This window comes from Streptomyces sp. NPDC037410 (assembly GCF_055602235.1).
On sequence record NZ_JBVJWR010000002.1, the window covers coordinates 447,388 to 460,510 of the forward strand.

Sequence of the window (13,123 nt, forward strand, 5' to 3'; positions counted from 1 at the left end):
GGGGGTGTGCGGGGACGGTGCGGGGGACACGCTGGCTCCCGGGTGCGGTAGGGACGTGGGGGACGGTGAGCGGTATGGGGAGTGTGCGGGTGCCCGCTGCCCGCGTCCGGGCAGCGGGCACCGGTTCAGGACGCGAGGACGCGGGCGCGGCAGGCGGCGGGGGTGCCCCAGGCGTCGCGGAGGGGACGGGCCTTGCGGATCCACAGGGCGAGGTCCAGCTCCTCCGTGTAGCCGACGGCCCCGTGGAGCTGGAGGGCGGTGCGGGCGGCGGCGTACGCGGCCTCGCCGGCCGTGACCTTCGCCGCGGCGACCTCGGCGGAGGCGTGATCCGCCCCTTCCGCCAGGGCGAGGGCGGCCGAGTGGAGCAGGGGCTCGGCGAACTCCAGGGCGAGCAGCGTGTCGGCGAGGCGGTGCTTGACCGCCTGGAAGGAGCCGATGGCGACCCCGAACTGGGTGCGCTGCTTCACGTACTCCACGGTCCGGGCGAGCAGCGCCCGGCCGAGGCCCAGGGACTGGGCGGCGGTGGCGAGCGCGGCGACCTCGGTGGCGTGCGCGGCGGCCGCGGTCACCGCCGGGCCCCGCGCCAGGACGGTGCCGCCGAGCGGGCGGGCGAGGCGGCGCGCGGGGTCGGCCGAGGGCTGGACGGGACCGGCCGTCTCCGCCAGGCGTACCGTGTCGCCCTCGACGACGAGCACGGCGTCGGCGGCGTCCGGGTCCAGGGCGTAGGGGCTGCCGGCGTCCGGTACGCACAGCGAGACGACGGCCTTCCCGGAGGCGATCTGCGGCAGCCAGACGGTGGGGGCGGGATCGTCGAGCCGGTCGAGGGGCGCGGCCGCGGCACCGTCGAGCCGGTCGAGGAGCGCCGCCGCGGCGACCGTCTCCACCAGTGGTCCCGGTACGGCGTGGCGGCCCAGTTCGGTGAAGGCGACGGCCAGTTCGACGGGCAGCGGGCCGAGCCCGTCGTGCCGCTCGGGGACGGCGAGGGCGAACACCCCGGCCTCCGCTAGCCGGGACCAGAGCGCGCGGCCGGGCGCGGAGTCCCCGGCCGACCAGGCCCGTACGGCCGCGGGGGTGTCGGCCGCCGCGAGCATCGCGTCGAGGGTGCGGGCGAACTCCCGCTGCTCGTCGTCGAGGAGGAACCGCATCACCGGCGTCCCTTCGGGAGGCCGAGCAGCCGCTCGGCGATGATGTCGCGCTGGATCTCGTTGGTGCCGGCGTAGATGGGGCCGGCGAGGGAGAAGGTGTGGCCCTCGGCCCAGCCGCCGTGCGCGGGCGCGTCCGCCGCCGTGTCGGCCAGCTCGCCGTACGGCCCGAGGAGATCGAGGGCGGTCTCGTGGAGCGCGATGTCGAGCTCGGACCAGAAGACCTTGTTGAGGCTGGACTCGGCGCCGATCGAGCCCCCGGCGGCGAGCCGCGAGGCGCCCGCGTAGGCGGAGAGACGGTAGGCGCGGGCGGCGATGACGGCGTCGGCGACCCGGTCGCGCAGCGCGGTGTCCGAGGCGTCGGCGGTCTCCCGCCACAGTGCCGTGAGGCGTTCGGCGGCGGCCGTGAACCGGCCGGGGCTGCGCAGGGTGAGCCCCCGCTCGTTGCCCGCGGTGCTCATCGCGACCCGCCAGCCCTGGCCCGGCGCGCCGATCACGTCCTCGTCGGGCACGAACACGTCGTCGAGGAAGAGCTCGGCGAAGGCGGGCTTGCCGTCGAGCCGCCCGATGGGCCGTACGGTCACCCCTTCGGTGTCCAGCGGGAACATCAGGTACGTCAGGCCCTGGTGCGGCTTGGCTGTGTTCGTATCGTCCCGGCCGCTGCGGAAGAGGCCGAAGGCGCGGTCGGCGAAGGCCGCCCGGGACGACCAGGTCTTCTGGCCGCGCAGCAGCCAGCCGCCGTCGGCGCGTGCGGCGGTGGAGCGCAGCGAGGCGAGGTCGGAGCCGGACTCCGGCTCGGACCAGGCCTGGGCCCAGATGACCTCGCCGCTCGCCATGGACGGCAGGATCCGGGCGCGCTGCTCGTCGGTGCCGTGCTCGAAGAGGGTGGGGGCGAGGAGGTTGATGCCGTTCTGGCTGACCCGGCCGGGGGCGCCGGCCGCGTAGTACTCCTCCTCGAAGATCAGCCACCGGAGGATCGAGGCGCCCCGGCCGCCGTACTCCTCGGGCCAGGAGACGACCGACCAAAGGTCGGCGGACAGGGTCCGCTCCCACTCCCGGTGGGCGGCGAAGCCCTCCTCCGTCTCCAGGGACGGCAGCGGGACGTCGGGCACACGGTCGGTGAGCCAGGCGCGGGCCTCGGCCCGGAAGGCGTCCTCCGCCGCGGTGAAGTCGAGGTCCATCAGGCTCCCGCCGCCTTCATCTGGCGTATGTCCATGCCGCCCAGCGCGTCGGGGGCGGTCTCGGCGTTGTGCGCGTGCGCGAGGTGGTGAAGTCCGAAGACGGAGTCCATGCCGGTGTGCAGGCCCTGGAGGTCCTCGGCCTGGTTGACGGCGCGCTTGGTCAGGGCCAGGCCCATGCGGGGCATCTCGGCGATCCTGGAAGCCAGTTCCATGGTCCGCTCCGCCAACTCCCCGGGTGCTACGACCCGGTTGACCATGCCGACCTCGTAGGCGCGCCGGGCGTCCATCCGGTCGCCGGTGTAGAGGAATTCCTTGGCGATGCGCGGCGGCATCACCCAGGGATGGGCGAAGTACTCGACGCCGGGGATGCCCATGCGGACCACGGGGTCGGCGAAGAAGGCGTCCTCGGCGGCGACGATGAGGTCGCACACCCAGGCGAGCATCAGGCCGCCCGCTACGCAGGCGCCCTGCACCGACGCGATCATCGGCTTGGGCAGTTCGCGCCAGCGGCGGCACATGCCGAGGTAGACCTCGGACTCGCGGGCGAAGCGGCTCTCCGCGCCCTGCTTGTCCGAGTGGTCCCACCACAGTCCGGCGTGCCGGTCGAACGGCAGGTGGGCGTCCCGCTCGGGGGTGCCGATGTCGTGGCCGGCGGAGAAGTGCCTCCCCGCTCCGGCGAGCACGACGACCTTCACCTCGTCGTCGTCGGCCGCGCGGTAGAAGGCGCGGTCGAGGGCGTAGGTCATCGCGGAGTTCTGGGCGTTGCGGTAATCGGGCCGGTCCATCGTGACCACGGCCACCGGGCCGAGGCGTTCGTAGCGGACCGGGGCCCTGGTGGACGCGGTGCGGGCAGCGGACATCCGCCCTCCTTCCCTAACAAGTGTTTGGTAGGTTAACGTACGGCCATGAGCAACGTCGAGGAGTTCCGCAGAGAGGTCCGCGGCTGGCTGAGCGCCAACCTCACGGGCGAGTTCGCCGCCCTGCGCGGCCGCGGCGGCCCCGGACGGGAACACGAGGCACACGCCGAACGCCTCGCCTGGGAGCGGCACATGGCCGCCGCGGGCTGGACCTGCGTCGGCTGGCCCAAGGAGTACGGCGGACGGGGTGCGAGCCTCGAACAGCAGGTCGCCTTCCACGAGGAGTACGCGCTCGCCGACGCCCCCGCCCGCGTCAGCCACATCGGCGAACAGCTCCTCGGACCCACCCTCATCGCCCTCGGCACGCCCGAACAGCGCGAGCGCTTCCTCCCGAAGATCGTCAGCGTCGAGGAGCAGTGGTGCCAGGGCTACTCCGAACCGGACGCGGGATCGGACCTGGCCAACGTCCGCACCCGCGCCGAACGCGACGGCGAGGAGTGGGTGGTCACCGGACAGAAGGTGTGGACCTCACTCGCGCACGAGGCCGACTGGTGCTTCGTCGTCGCCCGCACCGAACCCGGATCCACCCGCCACCACGGCCTGTCCTACCTGCTCCTCCCCCTGGACCAGCCCGGAGTCGAGATCAGGCCGATCGTCCAGCTGACCGGGACCTCCGAATTCAACGAGGTCTTCTTCGACGGGGCCCGCACCCACGCCTCGCACGTCGTCGGCGCCCCCGGCGACGGCTGGCGCGTCGCCATGGCCACCCTCGGCTTCGAGCGGGGCGTGTCCACCCTCGGCCAGCAGGTCGGCTTCCGCCGCGAGCTGGAGGCCCTCATCGACCTTGCCAAGCGCAACGGCGCCGCCGCCGACCCACTGATCCGCGACCGCATCGCCCGCGCCTGGATCGGCCTGGAGACCATACGGTTCAACGCCCTGCGCATGCTCGACGGCGTCGCCGCCGGAGCACCCGGACCCGAGGCCTCCATCGGGAAGATCTTCTGGGCCACCTGGCACCGCGAGCTCGGCGAACTCGCCATGGACGTCTGCGGAGCCGCCGGGATGCTGGCCGACGGCGCACCGTACGACCTCACCGACTGGCAGCGGCTCTACCTCTTCTCCCGCTCCGACACCCTCTACGCCGGCTCCAACGAGATCCAGCGGAACATCATCGCCGAGCGCGTCCTCGGCCTGCCCAAGGAGGCCCGCCCATGACCGGCACCCCACCCCCCTACGTGCCGGGCCACGGTCTGCTCGCCGGCCGCGGCGCCGTCGTCACCGCCGCAGCGGGCGCCGGCATCGGCGGCGCGACCGCCCGAAGGCTCCTGGAGGAAGGCGCGCGCGTCGTCGTCTCCGACGCCCACGCCCGCCGGCTCAAGGAGACCGAGGCCGAACTGGCCGCCGAGTTCGGCGCCGACCGCGTCGCCGCCCTGCCCTGCGACGTCACCGACGAGACCCAGGTCGCCGCCCTGTTCGACCTCGCCGCGGAACACCACGGACGCCTCGACGTCGTCGTGAACAACGCGGGCCTCGGCGGCACCGCCGACCTCGTCGACATGACCGACGAACAGTGGGACAAGGTCCTCGACGTCACCCTCAACGGCACCTTCCGCTGCACCCGCGCCGCACTGCGCCGCATGAAGGCCGCGGGCGCCGGGGGCGTCGTCGTCAACAACGCCTCCGTGATCGGCTGGCGGGCCCAGCAGGGGCAGGCCCACTACGCCGCCGCCAAGGCCGGCGTCATGGCGCTCACCCGCTGCGCCGCCCTGGAGGCCGCCGACTACGGGGTACGGGTCAACGCGGTCTCCCCGAGCCTCGCCATGCACCCGCACCTCGTGAAGGTCACCACCCCCGAACTCCTGGAGGAGCTGACCTCCCGCGAGGCCTTCGGGCGCTACGCCGAGCCCTGGGAGGTGGCCAACGTGATCGTCTTCCTGGCCAGCGGCTACTCCTCGTACCTGACCGGCGAGGTCCTCTCCGTCAGCAGCCAGCACCCGTGAGACCGGCGCCCCGGCGGCGCCGCGAGATCCTGGACACGGCGGCCGAGGTCTTCGCCGCCCAGGGGTACGACGCCACCACCGTCCGCCGCATCGCCGACGCGGCCGGCCTCCTCGCGGGCAGCCTCTACTACCACTTCGACTCCAAGGAGTCGATGCTCGACGAGATCCTCCGCGCCTTCCTCGACGAGCTGTGGGCCCGGTACGGCGCCGTGCTCGCCGCGCGGCTCGGCCCCCGGGAGACCCTGGCGGCCCTCGTCACCGCATCGTTCCGGGAGATCGACCGGCACCGCGCCGCCGTCGCCATCTACCAGAAGGAGTCCGGGCACCTGCGGGAGCAGCCGCGCTTCGGCTATCTCGCCGGCTCCCAGCGGAGGTTCGAGGAGGCCTGGCTCAGAACCCTGGAGCGCGGCGTCGCCGCCGGGGACTTCCGCGCCGACCTCGACGTCCGGCTCACCTACCGCTTCGTGCGCGACACCGTCTGGGTCGCCGCGTCCTGGTACCGGCCGGGCGGACAGCACAGCCCGGAGGAGATCGCCCGCCAGTACCTGTCGATGGTGCTCGAAGGCGTCGCCCTCCGTACATGACATGACATCGTGGACAGAGAAAGAAGGAGCGGTCATGGCCGAGGCCTACATCGTCGAAGCGGTACGCACCCCGGTCGGCCGGCGCAACGGCGGACTCGCCGCCGTCCACCCGGCCGACCTCGGAGCCCATGTGCTCAAGGCCCTGATGGAGCGCTCGGGCGCCGACCCGGCCGCCGTCGAGGACGTCGTCTTCGGCTGCCTGGATACCGTCGGCCCGCAGGCCGGCGACATAGCCCGCACCTGCTGGCTGGCCGCCGGACTGCCCGAGGAGGTGCCCGGCACCACCGTGGACCGGCAGTGCGGCTCCTCCCAGCAGGCCCTGCACTTCGCCGCCCAGGGCGTCCTGTCCGGCACCCAGGACCTGGTGGTCGCGGGCGGCGTGCAGAACATGTCGATGATCCCCATCGCCTTCGCCAGCCGCCAGGCCGCCGACCCGCTCGGGCTCACCGAGGGCCCGTACACCGGCTCCGAGGGCTGGCGCGCCCGCTACGGCGACCAGCCGGTCAACCAGTTCCACGGCGCCGAGCTCATCGCCGCCAAGTGGGACATCTCCCGCCGGGACATGGAGGAGTTCGCCCTGCGCTCGCACCAGCGGGCCGCCCGCGCCATCGACGAGGGCCGCTTCGACCGCGAGATCGTCGCGTACGGGGACGTCACCACCGACGAGGGGCCGCGCCGCGACACCACCCTGGAGAAGATGGCCGGCCTGAACCCGCTGGTCGAGGGCGGCCGGCTGACCGCCGCGGTCTCCTCGCAGGTCTCCGACGGGGCCTCGGGGATGCTGATCGCCTCGGAGCGCGCCGTACGGGAACACGGCCTGACGCCCCGCGCCCGCGTCCACCACCTCTCCGTGCGCGGCGAGGACCCGATCCGCATGCTGTCGGCGCCGATCCCGGCGACGGCGTACGCGCTGAAGAAGGCCGGGATGACGCTCGACGACATCGACCTCGTGGAGATCAACGAGGCCTTCGCCTCGGTCGTCCTCGCCTGGCTGAAGGAGACCGGCGCCGACCCGGAGAAGGTCAACGTCAACGGCGGCGCCATCGCCCTCGGCCACCCGCTCGGCGCGACCGGCACCAAGCTGATGACCACCCTCCTCCACGAACTGGAGCGCACCGGCGGCCGCTACGGCCTGCAGACCATGTGCGAGGGCGGCGGCCAGGCGAACGTCACGATCATCGAGCGTCTGTGACGCCGCTCGTGAAGATCTCGTGCCACACGGTGTGATCGGTGCGGGGGCCTCCCGGGGTCTCCGCACCGTAGACCGCGATCTCGGCGTCGATGTCCAGCGGGCGGGTGGGCGAGGTCATCGCCGAGAGCTCCCCGGCGACGGCCGCGTCCGGGACCAGCCAGCACACCTCGAACTCGATGCCGTCCGGGTCCCGGCCGTACAGGGCCTTCGTGGAGGCGTGGTTGCTCGCCCCCGTCAGGGCCCCGGCCCCGGCGAGGCGGGCCCGCATCCGGTCCAGCTCGGCCAGGGTGTCCACCTCCCACGCCAGGTGGTACAGGCCGACCCGCCCGGTGCGCTGCGCCGAGCCCGGCTCGGGCGACTGGAACAGGCCGAGGTCGTGGTCGTTGGCGGAGCCCGCCGCCTGGAGGAACGCCGCCCCGGGGAAGGCCTGCGGCAGCGGGCGGAACTCGAGGACGTCGCGGTAGAAGGCGAGGCTGCGCTCCAGGTCGGAGACGAAGAGGACGGCGTGGTTCAGCCGCTGGATCGGCATGGTGTTTCCGTTCGGTGGAGGTGCGGGGGACGTGCGGTCGAGACACAGGTCCGCCGGGGCGAAGGTACCCCGGCGGACCTGTGTGCTCGTGGGGTCGGTCAGTCGGTGGACGGCAGGACCCTTGTGGGGCAGGTCAGTCCCTGGACGTACCGGCGCCGTCGTGCTGCCGCAGGGCGCGCAGCGTCGCGCGTGCCTCGGCCATGAGGCGGTCGACGAGCTCGGCGCAGGACGGCAGGTCGTCGATCAGCCCCGCGACCTGCCCGGAGGCCATCACGCCGAGATCCGTACGGCCCTCGACCATGGACGCCTTGAGCAGCATCGGGGTGTTGGCGGCCAGCAGGATCTGGCTCCACGTGAGGTCCTTGCCGTGCTTCATCGCCAGTCCGTCCCGGACCATCTGCGGCCAGCTCATGCCGGACTCGCGCCGGAAGGCCGAGGCGTGCCGGACCGCCCGAAGCAGCGCGGCGGCCCGGCCCGAGCGCTCCAGGGCGTCGACAAGCTCCGTGCGCAGCATCCGGTGCGGCAGCCCGTCCACCTTCGTGGTGACGGTGACGTCCGTGACCGCCGCGGCCAGGTAGCGGGCCTTCACCGCGTCGGGGACCGTGCTGTCGGAGGTGAGCAGGAAGCGCGTGCCCATGGCGATGCCGGCCGCGCCGTAGGAGAGCGCGGCGACCAGGCCGCGCCCGTCGTGGAAGCCGCCGGCCGCGACGACCGGGATGTCCACGGCGTCCACGACCTGCGGGAGCAGGACGGTGGTGGCGACGCTGCCGGTGTGCCCGCCGCCCTCGCCGCCCTGCACGATCACCGCGTCGGCACCCCAGGCCGCGACCTTCTCGGCGTGCCGCCTGGCCCCGATGGAGGGGATGACGACGACCCCGGCGTCCTTGAGCCGGGCGATCAGCTCGCGGGACGGCGCGAGCGCGAAGGAGGCGACCTTCACGCCCTCGTCGATGATGATCCGCACGCGCTCGCCCGCGTCCCCGGCGTCCGCCCTCAGGTTCACGCCGAAGGGCGCGTCCGTACGGGACTTCACCTCGCGCACGGCCGAGCGCAGCTGGTCCGCGCTCATCGTCGCCGAGGCCAGGATCCCGAGCGCGCCCGCGTTCGCGGTGGCCGAGACCAGGCGGGGACCGGCCACCCACCCCATGCCGGTCTGCACGACCGGGTGCCGCACGCCGACGAGTTCGGTGAGCGGCGTCGCGATCGTGGCGTCGCTCATGAGGGGACCTCCCGGTCGCGCAGCCCCTTCGGGTCGATCTCCTCGCGGATCAGCCGCAGTTCCTCGGCGCTCGGCTCGCGGGTGTACGGCACCTCGTCGGGGACGGTCAGCGCGAAGCCGGTCGCCGCCACGACCTCCTCGACCGTGACGCCGGGGTGCAGCGAACGCAGCCGCATCGTGCGGTCCGGGGTCTCGAAGTCGAAGCTGCCGAGGTCGCTGATGACGTCCGGGAGGCGGTGGTAGCGGCTCGCGGAGGGGCCGGCCGCGGCAGCCCGGTCGTAGCCGACGCCGCAGACCATGTCGACCCGCTCGACGAAGACCCGCGTCGAGTGCTTGGGGACCCAGTAACTGGTCGGGTTGTTCAGGGTGTTGACGGGAGCGCCGCGCACACCGAGGAGCTGGCGCTTCGGCCGCGCCCAGTCGCCGATGCAGCTGATGTTCTGGTTGCCGTACCGGTCGAGCTGGCTCGCGCCCATCATCACGTGACGGCGCCCGGTGGCGACCATGGCCAGGTGCTGGCGGTACGGCAGCCAGCCCTCCACCACCCGGGGCGGGGCGCCGACCGCCGGGACGTCGGCGATGAGCAGCGCCTCCCCGTCGGTCAGCAGGAGGCCGGGGGAGAAGGTGAGCCTCGCGAGACGGGCGCCGATCATCGGGACGGTGCCCATCGGGCTGGCCAGGACCTCGCCCGCGTCCCGCCAGGCCTCGGCGCAGGCGACGACGCAGTACTCGGCCCGCGTCGCGTTCGTCGGGGTGCCGCTCATGCTTCCTCCTCGTGGAACGCCGCGACGGCGGCCTGGTAGGCGTCCTCGTCGCCGGACAGGAACCGCGCGGTGAACTCCCGCCAGGCCTCCGGGTCCCGGGCCGCCGTGACGTAGGCGCGCTGGAAGGCCTCGTCGCGGTCGTAGTCGGGCGCGCAGGAGGTGAAGTGCGCGCCGTTCGGGGTCTCGACGACGCCGTCGACGAACGCGCGCTTGAGCAGCAGGGACTGCGGCCCCGCGTCCTTGAGCAGCTCCGGGGTCTCCACGATCCGCTCGCAGGAGACGTACGCGGCGTCCGCGGCCTCGCAGAACAGGTCGTCGAAGTACGGGTCGGGCCCGAGGTACTGGCCGTTGCCGTGCGCGTCGGCCCGGTTGAGGTGGACAAGCGCGGCGTCCAGGCGCAGCGCGGGCACGGCGACGAGCTCCTCGCGGTCGTCGTACGGGGAGGTGACCGTCCGCAGCGCGGGGTTGACGGTCATCACGTCCGAGGCGAGCCCGGCCCGGATGGGCATGAAGGGCAGCCGGTGCACGGCGGCGGTCAGACCCCACATGACCATGGCCTCGTCCAGCTCCACCAGCTCGAAGTCGCCGCGCTGCCGGGCCGCGCCGAAGTGCGGCTCCAGGGGGACGGAGTCGAGCGTGGCGAAGGCCGCGACCAGCTTGCGGATCTTCCCGGCCGCGGCGAGGAGGCCCACGTCCGGGCCGCCGTACGAGACGACGGTCAGATCGGTGATGTCGGAGCGCAGCAGCGCCCGTATCAGGGCCATCGGCTTGCGCCGCGAGCCCCAGCCGCCGATGCCGATCGTCATCCCGCTCCGGAGCCGGCCCACGACCTCCTCGGCCGTCATCGTCTTGTCCCTGCTCACGACTGCTGCTCCTCGTCGGTGTTGTCGCCGAAGGTGTCGCGGACCCGGTCGGCGACGCCGCTGAGATTGGCCTCGAAGGTGAAGCCCTGCTCGAAGCGGTAGCTGCGGTGGACGTCCACCGGGTCGATGCCGTTGATCGCGGCCTTGGCCAGCCGGATCAGCTGTCCGTCCTTGGCGGCGATCTCCCGCGCGAGTTCGAGCGCCGCGCCGAGCAGCTCCTCGCGCGGCACGACCCGCCAGACCGAGCCGTGCCGGTGCAGCTCCTCGGCGGTGACCGTGCGCGAGGTGTAGTACAGGGCCCGCATCAGCTGCTGCGGGACGAGCCGGGACAGGTGCGTGGCCGCGCCGAGCGCGCCCCGGTCCAGCTCGGGCAGACCGAAGGTCGCGTCCTCGGAGGCGACGATCGCGTCGGCGTTGCCGACCAGGCCGATGCCGCCGCCGAGACAGAAGCCCCGCACGGCGGCGACCACCGGGACCTCGCAGTCGTAGACGGCGGCGAAGGCCTCGTAACAGCCGCGGTTGGCGCCCAGGAGGGCGTCGTGCCCGGCCGTGCGCTGGATCTCCTTGATGTCGACGCCGGCGTTGAAGCCGCGGCCCTCCGCGGTGAGCACGACGCAGCGCACCTCGGGATCGGCTCCGGCGGCGCGCACCGCGGCGGCGAGGTCGTACCAGCCCTGCACGGGGAGGGCGTTGACCGGGGGGAAGTCGACGGTGACGACGGCGATGCCCTTGTCCGGGGCGGAGGTGGAGACACCCATGAGCAGATCAGCTACCTTTCCACCAAACGTTTGTTAGGTAGAAGATAGCAGCGGTTCGCGCGCTGCGGGAGGTGTCCCTTGCCAGTCACCATCGATCTGTCGGGTTCCGTCGCCGTCGTCACCGGCGGCACACGGGGCGTCGGCGCCGGGATAGCCCGCGCTCTGCTCGAAGCCGGCGCGGAGGTCGTGACCTGCGCCCGAAGGCCCCCGGACGAGCCCGTCGAGGCGGCGGGGCGCACGGCCCGCTTCCTCCCCGTGGACCTCCGCGACCCGGCCGCCGTCACGGAGTTCTTCGACCGGGTACGGGCCGACCACGGGCGACTCGACGTCCTGGTCAACAACGCCGGCGGAACACCCTTCCGGATGCTCGGCGAGGGGAGCGCCGGGCAACAGGCCCGTGTCGTCGAACTGAACCTCACAGCCCCCCTGACCGCCTCCCTCGCCGCGTACGAGGTGATGCGCCGTCAGCCCGGGGGAGGGGCCATCGTCATGATCGGCAGCGTCAGCGGCACCCGCCCCTCACCGGGCAGCGCGGCCTACGGCGCAGCCAAGGCGGGCCTGGACAACCTCGCCCGGTCCATGGCGGTCGAATGGGCGCCGCTGGTACGGGTCAACACGCTCGTCCCCGGCATGGTGCGCACCGAACTGTCCCACCTCCACTACGGGGACGAGGACGGCGTCGCCTCCGTCGGCCGCACCGTACCCCTCGGCCGGCTCGCCGAGCCCTCCGACATCGGCGACGCCTGCGTCTTCCTCGCCTCCGACCGGGCCGCGTACATCACCGGCGCCAGCCTCCTCGTGCACGGCGGCGGGGAACGCCCGGCGTTCCTGGACGCGGCGAGTGTCAACCACTGAACCGATTCGAACCCGCTCACCGAAAGGACTCACCACCATGACAGGACTGTGCGACGGACGGGTCGTCATCGTCACCGGGGCCGGCCGCGGTCTCGGCCGCGCGCACGCGCTCGCCTTCGCCGCCGAAGGCGCCAAGGTCGTCGTCAACGACCTCGGCGTCGGCCTCGACGGCACCGGAGGCGGGGCGGGGCCCGCGCAGCAGGTCGTCGACGAGATCACGGCGGCGGGAGGGGAGGCGGTCGCGCACGGCGGCGACATCGCCACGGCCGACGGGGCCGCCACGCTGATCGCCACGGCGCTCGACGCCTTCGGCCGCCTCGACACCCTCGTCAACAACGCGGGCTTCCTGCGCGACCGCATGCTCGTCAACCTCGACGAGGACGACTGGGACGCCGTCATGCGCGTCCACCTCAAGGGCCACTTCCTGCCGCTGAAGCACGCCGCCGCGCACTGGCGGGCCGAGGCCAAGGCCGGGCGCGAGCCCGTCGCGCGGGTGGTCAACACCAGCTCCGGAGCGGGGCTGCTCGGCAGCGTCGGCCAGGGCAACTACTCCGCGGCCAAGGCCGGGATCGTCGGCCTCACGCTCGTCGCGGCCGCGGAGATGGGCCGGTACGGGGTCCAGGTCAACGCGATCGCCCCCGCGGCCCGGACCCGGATGACGGAGCAGACGTTCGCCGACACGATGGCCGCGCCCGGTGGTGCCGCCTTCGACGCGATGGCCCCCGAGAACGTCTCCCCCCTCGTCGTCTGGCTCGGCTCCGCGGCCTCGGCCGGGGTCACCGGCCGCGTCTTCGAGGCCGAGGCCGGGCGGATCACGGTCATGGAGGGCTGGCGCCCGGGCCCTTCCGCCGACAAGGGCGCCCGCTGGACGCCGGACGAGGCGGGCGCGACGACCCTGAAACTCCTGGCGGACGCGGCCCCCCCGCACCCGGTCTACGGCACCCGTTGACCCCCTGTCGTGGGCCGCGCCCCGATGAGGCGGTGCCCCCGTCGTGACCCCGCACCCGGCGGGACGATTGCCCACACGGCGGGTGGGCGCCGTCCCGCCGGGCGCGGGCGCACACGGGGGTGAGCGCGGGCCCACGCGGGCCCGCGCCCTACGGCGCAAGCCCCCCCCCCCCCCCCCCCCGGGCCTCGGGAGGGGGGGTTTGGTGGGGGGGGGGGGGCGTTGGGCGTTGT

The 13,123-nt window shown here is 73.5% G+C and carries 14 protein-coding genes; 6 read left to right on the top strand and 8 right to left on the bottom strand.

Features of this window, described 5'->3' with window-relative positions:
• Positions 1-125 precede the first annotated feature (125 nt).
• The 3 genes from ACZ7HT_RS04890 to ACZ7HT_RS04900 are packed head-to-tail and all read right to left on the bottom strand — an operon-like array spanning position 126 to position 3,183.
• The gene (locus ACZ7HT_RS04890) at positions 126-1,145 is read right to left on the bottom strand and encodes an acyl-CoA dehydrogenase family protein (protein ID WP_471159790.1); all 1,020 of its coding nucleotides are present in this window, start codon (positions 1,143-1,145) and stop codon (positions 126-128) included.
• On the bottom strand, positions 1,145-2,323 hold the full coding sequence (locus ACZ7HT_RS04895) for an acyl-CoA dehydrogenase family protein (protein WP_471159792.1): 1,179 nt from the start codon (positions 2,321-2,323) through the stop codon (positions 1,145-1,147). Before ACZ7HT_RS04895 ends, ACZ7HT_RS04890 begins: the two co-directional genes overlap by 1 nt.
• Positions 2,323-3,183: an enoyl-CoA hydratase gene (locus ACZ7HT_RS04900; RefSeq protein ID WP_471159796.1), complete on the bottom strand. Its 861-nt coding sequence runs from the start codon at positions 3,181-3,183 to the stop codon at positions 2,323-2,325. The genes ACZ7HT_RS04895 and ACZ7HT_RS04900 overlap by 1 nt, the downstream gene beginning before the upstream one ends.
• Before the next feature lie 45 nt (positions 3,184-3,228).
• Here ACZ7HT_RS04900 and ACZ7HT_RS04905 point away from each other — a divergent pair, with 45 nt between their 5' ends.
• The 4 genes from ACZ7HT_RS04905 to ACZ7HT_RS04920 are packed head-to-tail and all read left to right on the top strand — an operon-like array spanning position 3,229 to position 6,956.
• Positions 3,229-4,395, top strand: coding sequence for an acyl-CoA dehydrogenase family protein (locus tag ACZ7HT_RS04905; protein WP_471159798.1), 1,167 nt, complete (start codon positions 3,229-3,231; stop codon positions 4,393-4,395).
• Entirely contained in the window at positions 4,392-5,180 is a 789-nt protein-coding gene (locus tag ACZ7HT_RS04910; RefSeq protein WP_471159800.1) for an SDR family oxidoreductase, read from the top strand. Before ACZ7HT_RS04905 ends, ACZ7HT_RS04910 begins: the two co-directional genes overlap by 4 nt.
• Complete coding sequence (locus ACZ7HT_RS04915) at positions 5,177-5,764, top strand: TetR/AcrR family transcriptional regulator (protein WP_471159802.1); 588 nt, start codon at positions 5,177-5,179, stop codon at positions 5,762-5,764. Before ACZ7HT_RS04910 ends, ACZ7HT_RS04915 begins: the two co-directional genes overlap by 4 nt.
• Positions 5,765-5,798: 34 nt before the next feature.
• Entirely contained in the window at positions 5,799-6,956 is a 1,158-nt protein-coding gene (locus tag ACZ7HT_RS04920; protein WP_471159804.1) for an acetyl-CoA C-acetyltransferase, read from the top strand.
• On the opposite strand, the gene ACZ7HT_RS04925 is transcribed toward ACZ7HT_RS04920, so the two are convergent.
• From ACZ7HT_RS04925 to ACZ7HT_RS04945, 5 genes are all read right to left on the bottom strand, one after another.
• Entirely contained in the window at positions 6,940-7,485 is a 546-nt protein-coding gene (locus ACZ7HT_RS04925; RefSeq protein ID WP_471159807.1) for a VOC family protein, read from the bottom strand. The genes ACZ7HT_RS04920 and ACZ7HT_RS04925 overlap by 17 nt on opposite strands.
• A 133-nt stretch (positions 7,486-7,618) precedes the next feature.
• Positions 7,619-8,704, bottom strand: a complete 1,086-nt coding sequence (locus ACZ7HT_RS04930; RefSeq protein WP_471159810.1) for an NAD(P)H-dependent flavin oxidoreductase — start codon at positions 8,702-8,704, stop codon at positions 7,619-7,621.
• Entirely contained in the window at positions 8,701-9,468 is a 768-nt protein-coding gene (locus tag ACZ7HT_RS04935) for a CoA-transferase subunit beta (protein ID WP_471159813.1), read from the bottom strand. Before ACZ7HT_RS04935 ends, ACZ7HT_RS04930 begins: the two co-directional genes overlap by 4 nt.
• Positions 9,465-10,313, bottom strand: coding sequence for a CoA transferase subunit A (locus ACZ7HT_RS04940; RefSeq protein WP_471160070.1), 849 nt, complete (start codon positions 10,311-10,313; stop codon positions 9,465-9,467). Before ACZ7HT_RS04940 ends, ACZ7HT_RS04935 begins: the two co-directional genes overlap by 4 nt.
• A 14-nt stretch (positions 10,314-10,327) precedes the next feature.
• Positions 10,328-11,089 carry an enoyl-CoA hydratase family protein gene (locus tag ACZ7HT_RS04945; protein ID WP_471159816.1) on the bottom strand — a complete coding sequence of 254 codons (762 nt, stop codon included), beginning with the start codon at positions 11,087-11,089 and terminating at the stop codon, positions 10,328-10,330.
• A 78-nt stretch (positions 11,090-11,167) separates the two neighbouring features.
• Between ACZ7HT_RS04945 and ACZ7HT_RS04950 the strand changes: the two genes are divergently transcribed.
• Positions 11,168-11,944, top strand: a complete 777-nt coding sequence (locus ACZ7HT_RS04950; RefSeq protein ID WP_471159819.1) for an SDR family oxidoreductase — start codon at positions 11,168-11,170, stop codon at positions 11,942-11,944.
• A 37-nt stretch (positions 11,945-11,981) separates the two neighbouring features.
• A complete protein-coding gene (locus ACZ7HT_RS04955; RefSeq protein WP_471159821.1) occupies positions 11,982-12,893 on the top strand; it encodes an SDR family oxidoreductase in 912 nt (303 codons plus the stop codon).
• The last annotated feature ends 230 nt before the right edge of the window (positions 12,894-13,123 follow it).

Bases quoted from the DNA above. Each gene is read 5' to 3' on its own strand.
- ACZ7HT_RS04890 (WP_471159790.1), bottom strand. From the start codon at position 1,145: ATGCGGTTCCTCCTCGACGACGAGCAGCGGGAGTTCGCCCGCACCCTC.
- ACZ7HT_RS04895 (WP_471159792.1), bottom strand. From the start codon at position 2,323: ATGGACCTCGACTTCACCGCGGCGGAGGACGCCTTCCGGGCCGAGGCC.
- ACZ7HT_RS04900 (WP_471159796.1), bottom strand. From the start codon at position 3,183: ATGTCCGCTGCCCGCACCGCGTCCACCAGGGCCCCGGTCCGCTACGAA.
- ACZ7HT_RS04905 (WP_471159798.1), top strand. From the start codon at position 3,229: ATGAGCAACGTCGAGGAGTTCCGCAGAGAGGTCCGCGGCTGGCTGAGC.
- ACZ7HT_RS04910 (WP_471159800.1), top strand. From the start codon at position 4,392: ATGACCGGCACCCCACCCCCCTACGTGCCGGGCCACGGTCTGCTCGCC.
- ACZ7HT_RS04920 (WP_471159804.1), top strand. From the start codon at position 5,799: ATGGCCGAGGCCTACATCGTCGAAGCGGTACGCACCCCGGTCGGCCGG.
- ACZ7HT_RS04925 (WP_471159807.1), bottom strand. From the start codon at position 7,485: ATGCCGATCCAGCGGCTGAACCACGCCGTCCTCTTCGTCTCCGACCTG.
- ACZ7HT_RS04930 (WP_471159810.1), bottom strand. From the start codon at position 8,704: ATGAGCGACGCCACGATCGCGACGCCGCTCACCGAACTCGTCGGCGTG.
- ACZ7HT_RS04935 (WP_471159813.1), bottom strand. From the start codon at position 9,468: ATGAGCGGCACCCCGACGAACGCGACGCGGGCCGAGTACTGCGTCGTC.
- ACZ7HT_RS04940 (WP_471160070.1), bottom strand. From the start codon at position 10,313: ATGACGGCCGAGGAGGTCGTGGGCCGGCTCCGGAGCGGGATGACGATC.
- ACZ7HT_RS04945 (WP_471159816.1), bottom strand. From the start codon at position 11,089: ATGGGTGTCTCCACCTCCGCCCCGGACAAGGGCATCGCCGTCGTCACC.
- ACZ7HT_RS04955 (WP_471159821.1), top strand. From the start codon at position 11,982: ATGACAGGACTGTGCGACGGACGGGTCGTCATCGTCACCGGGGCCGGC.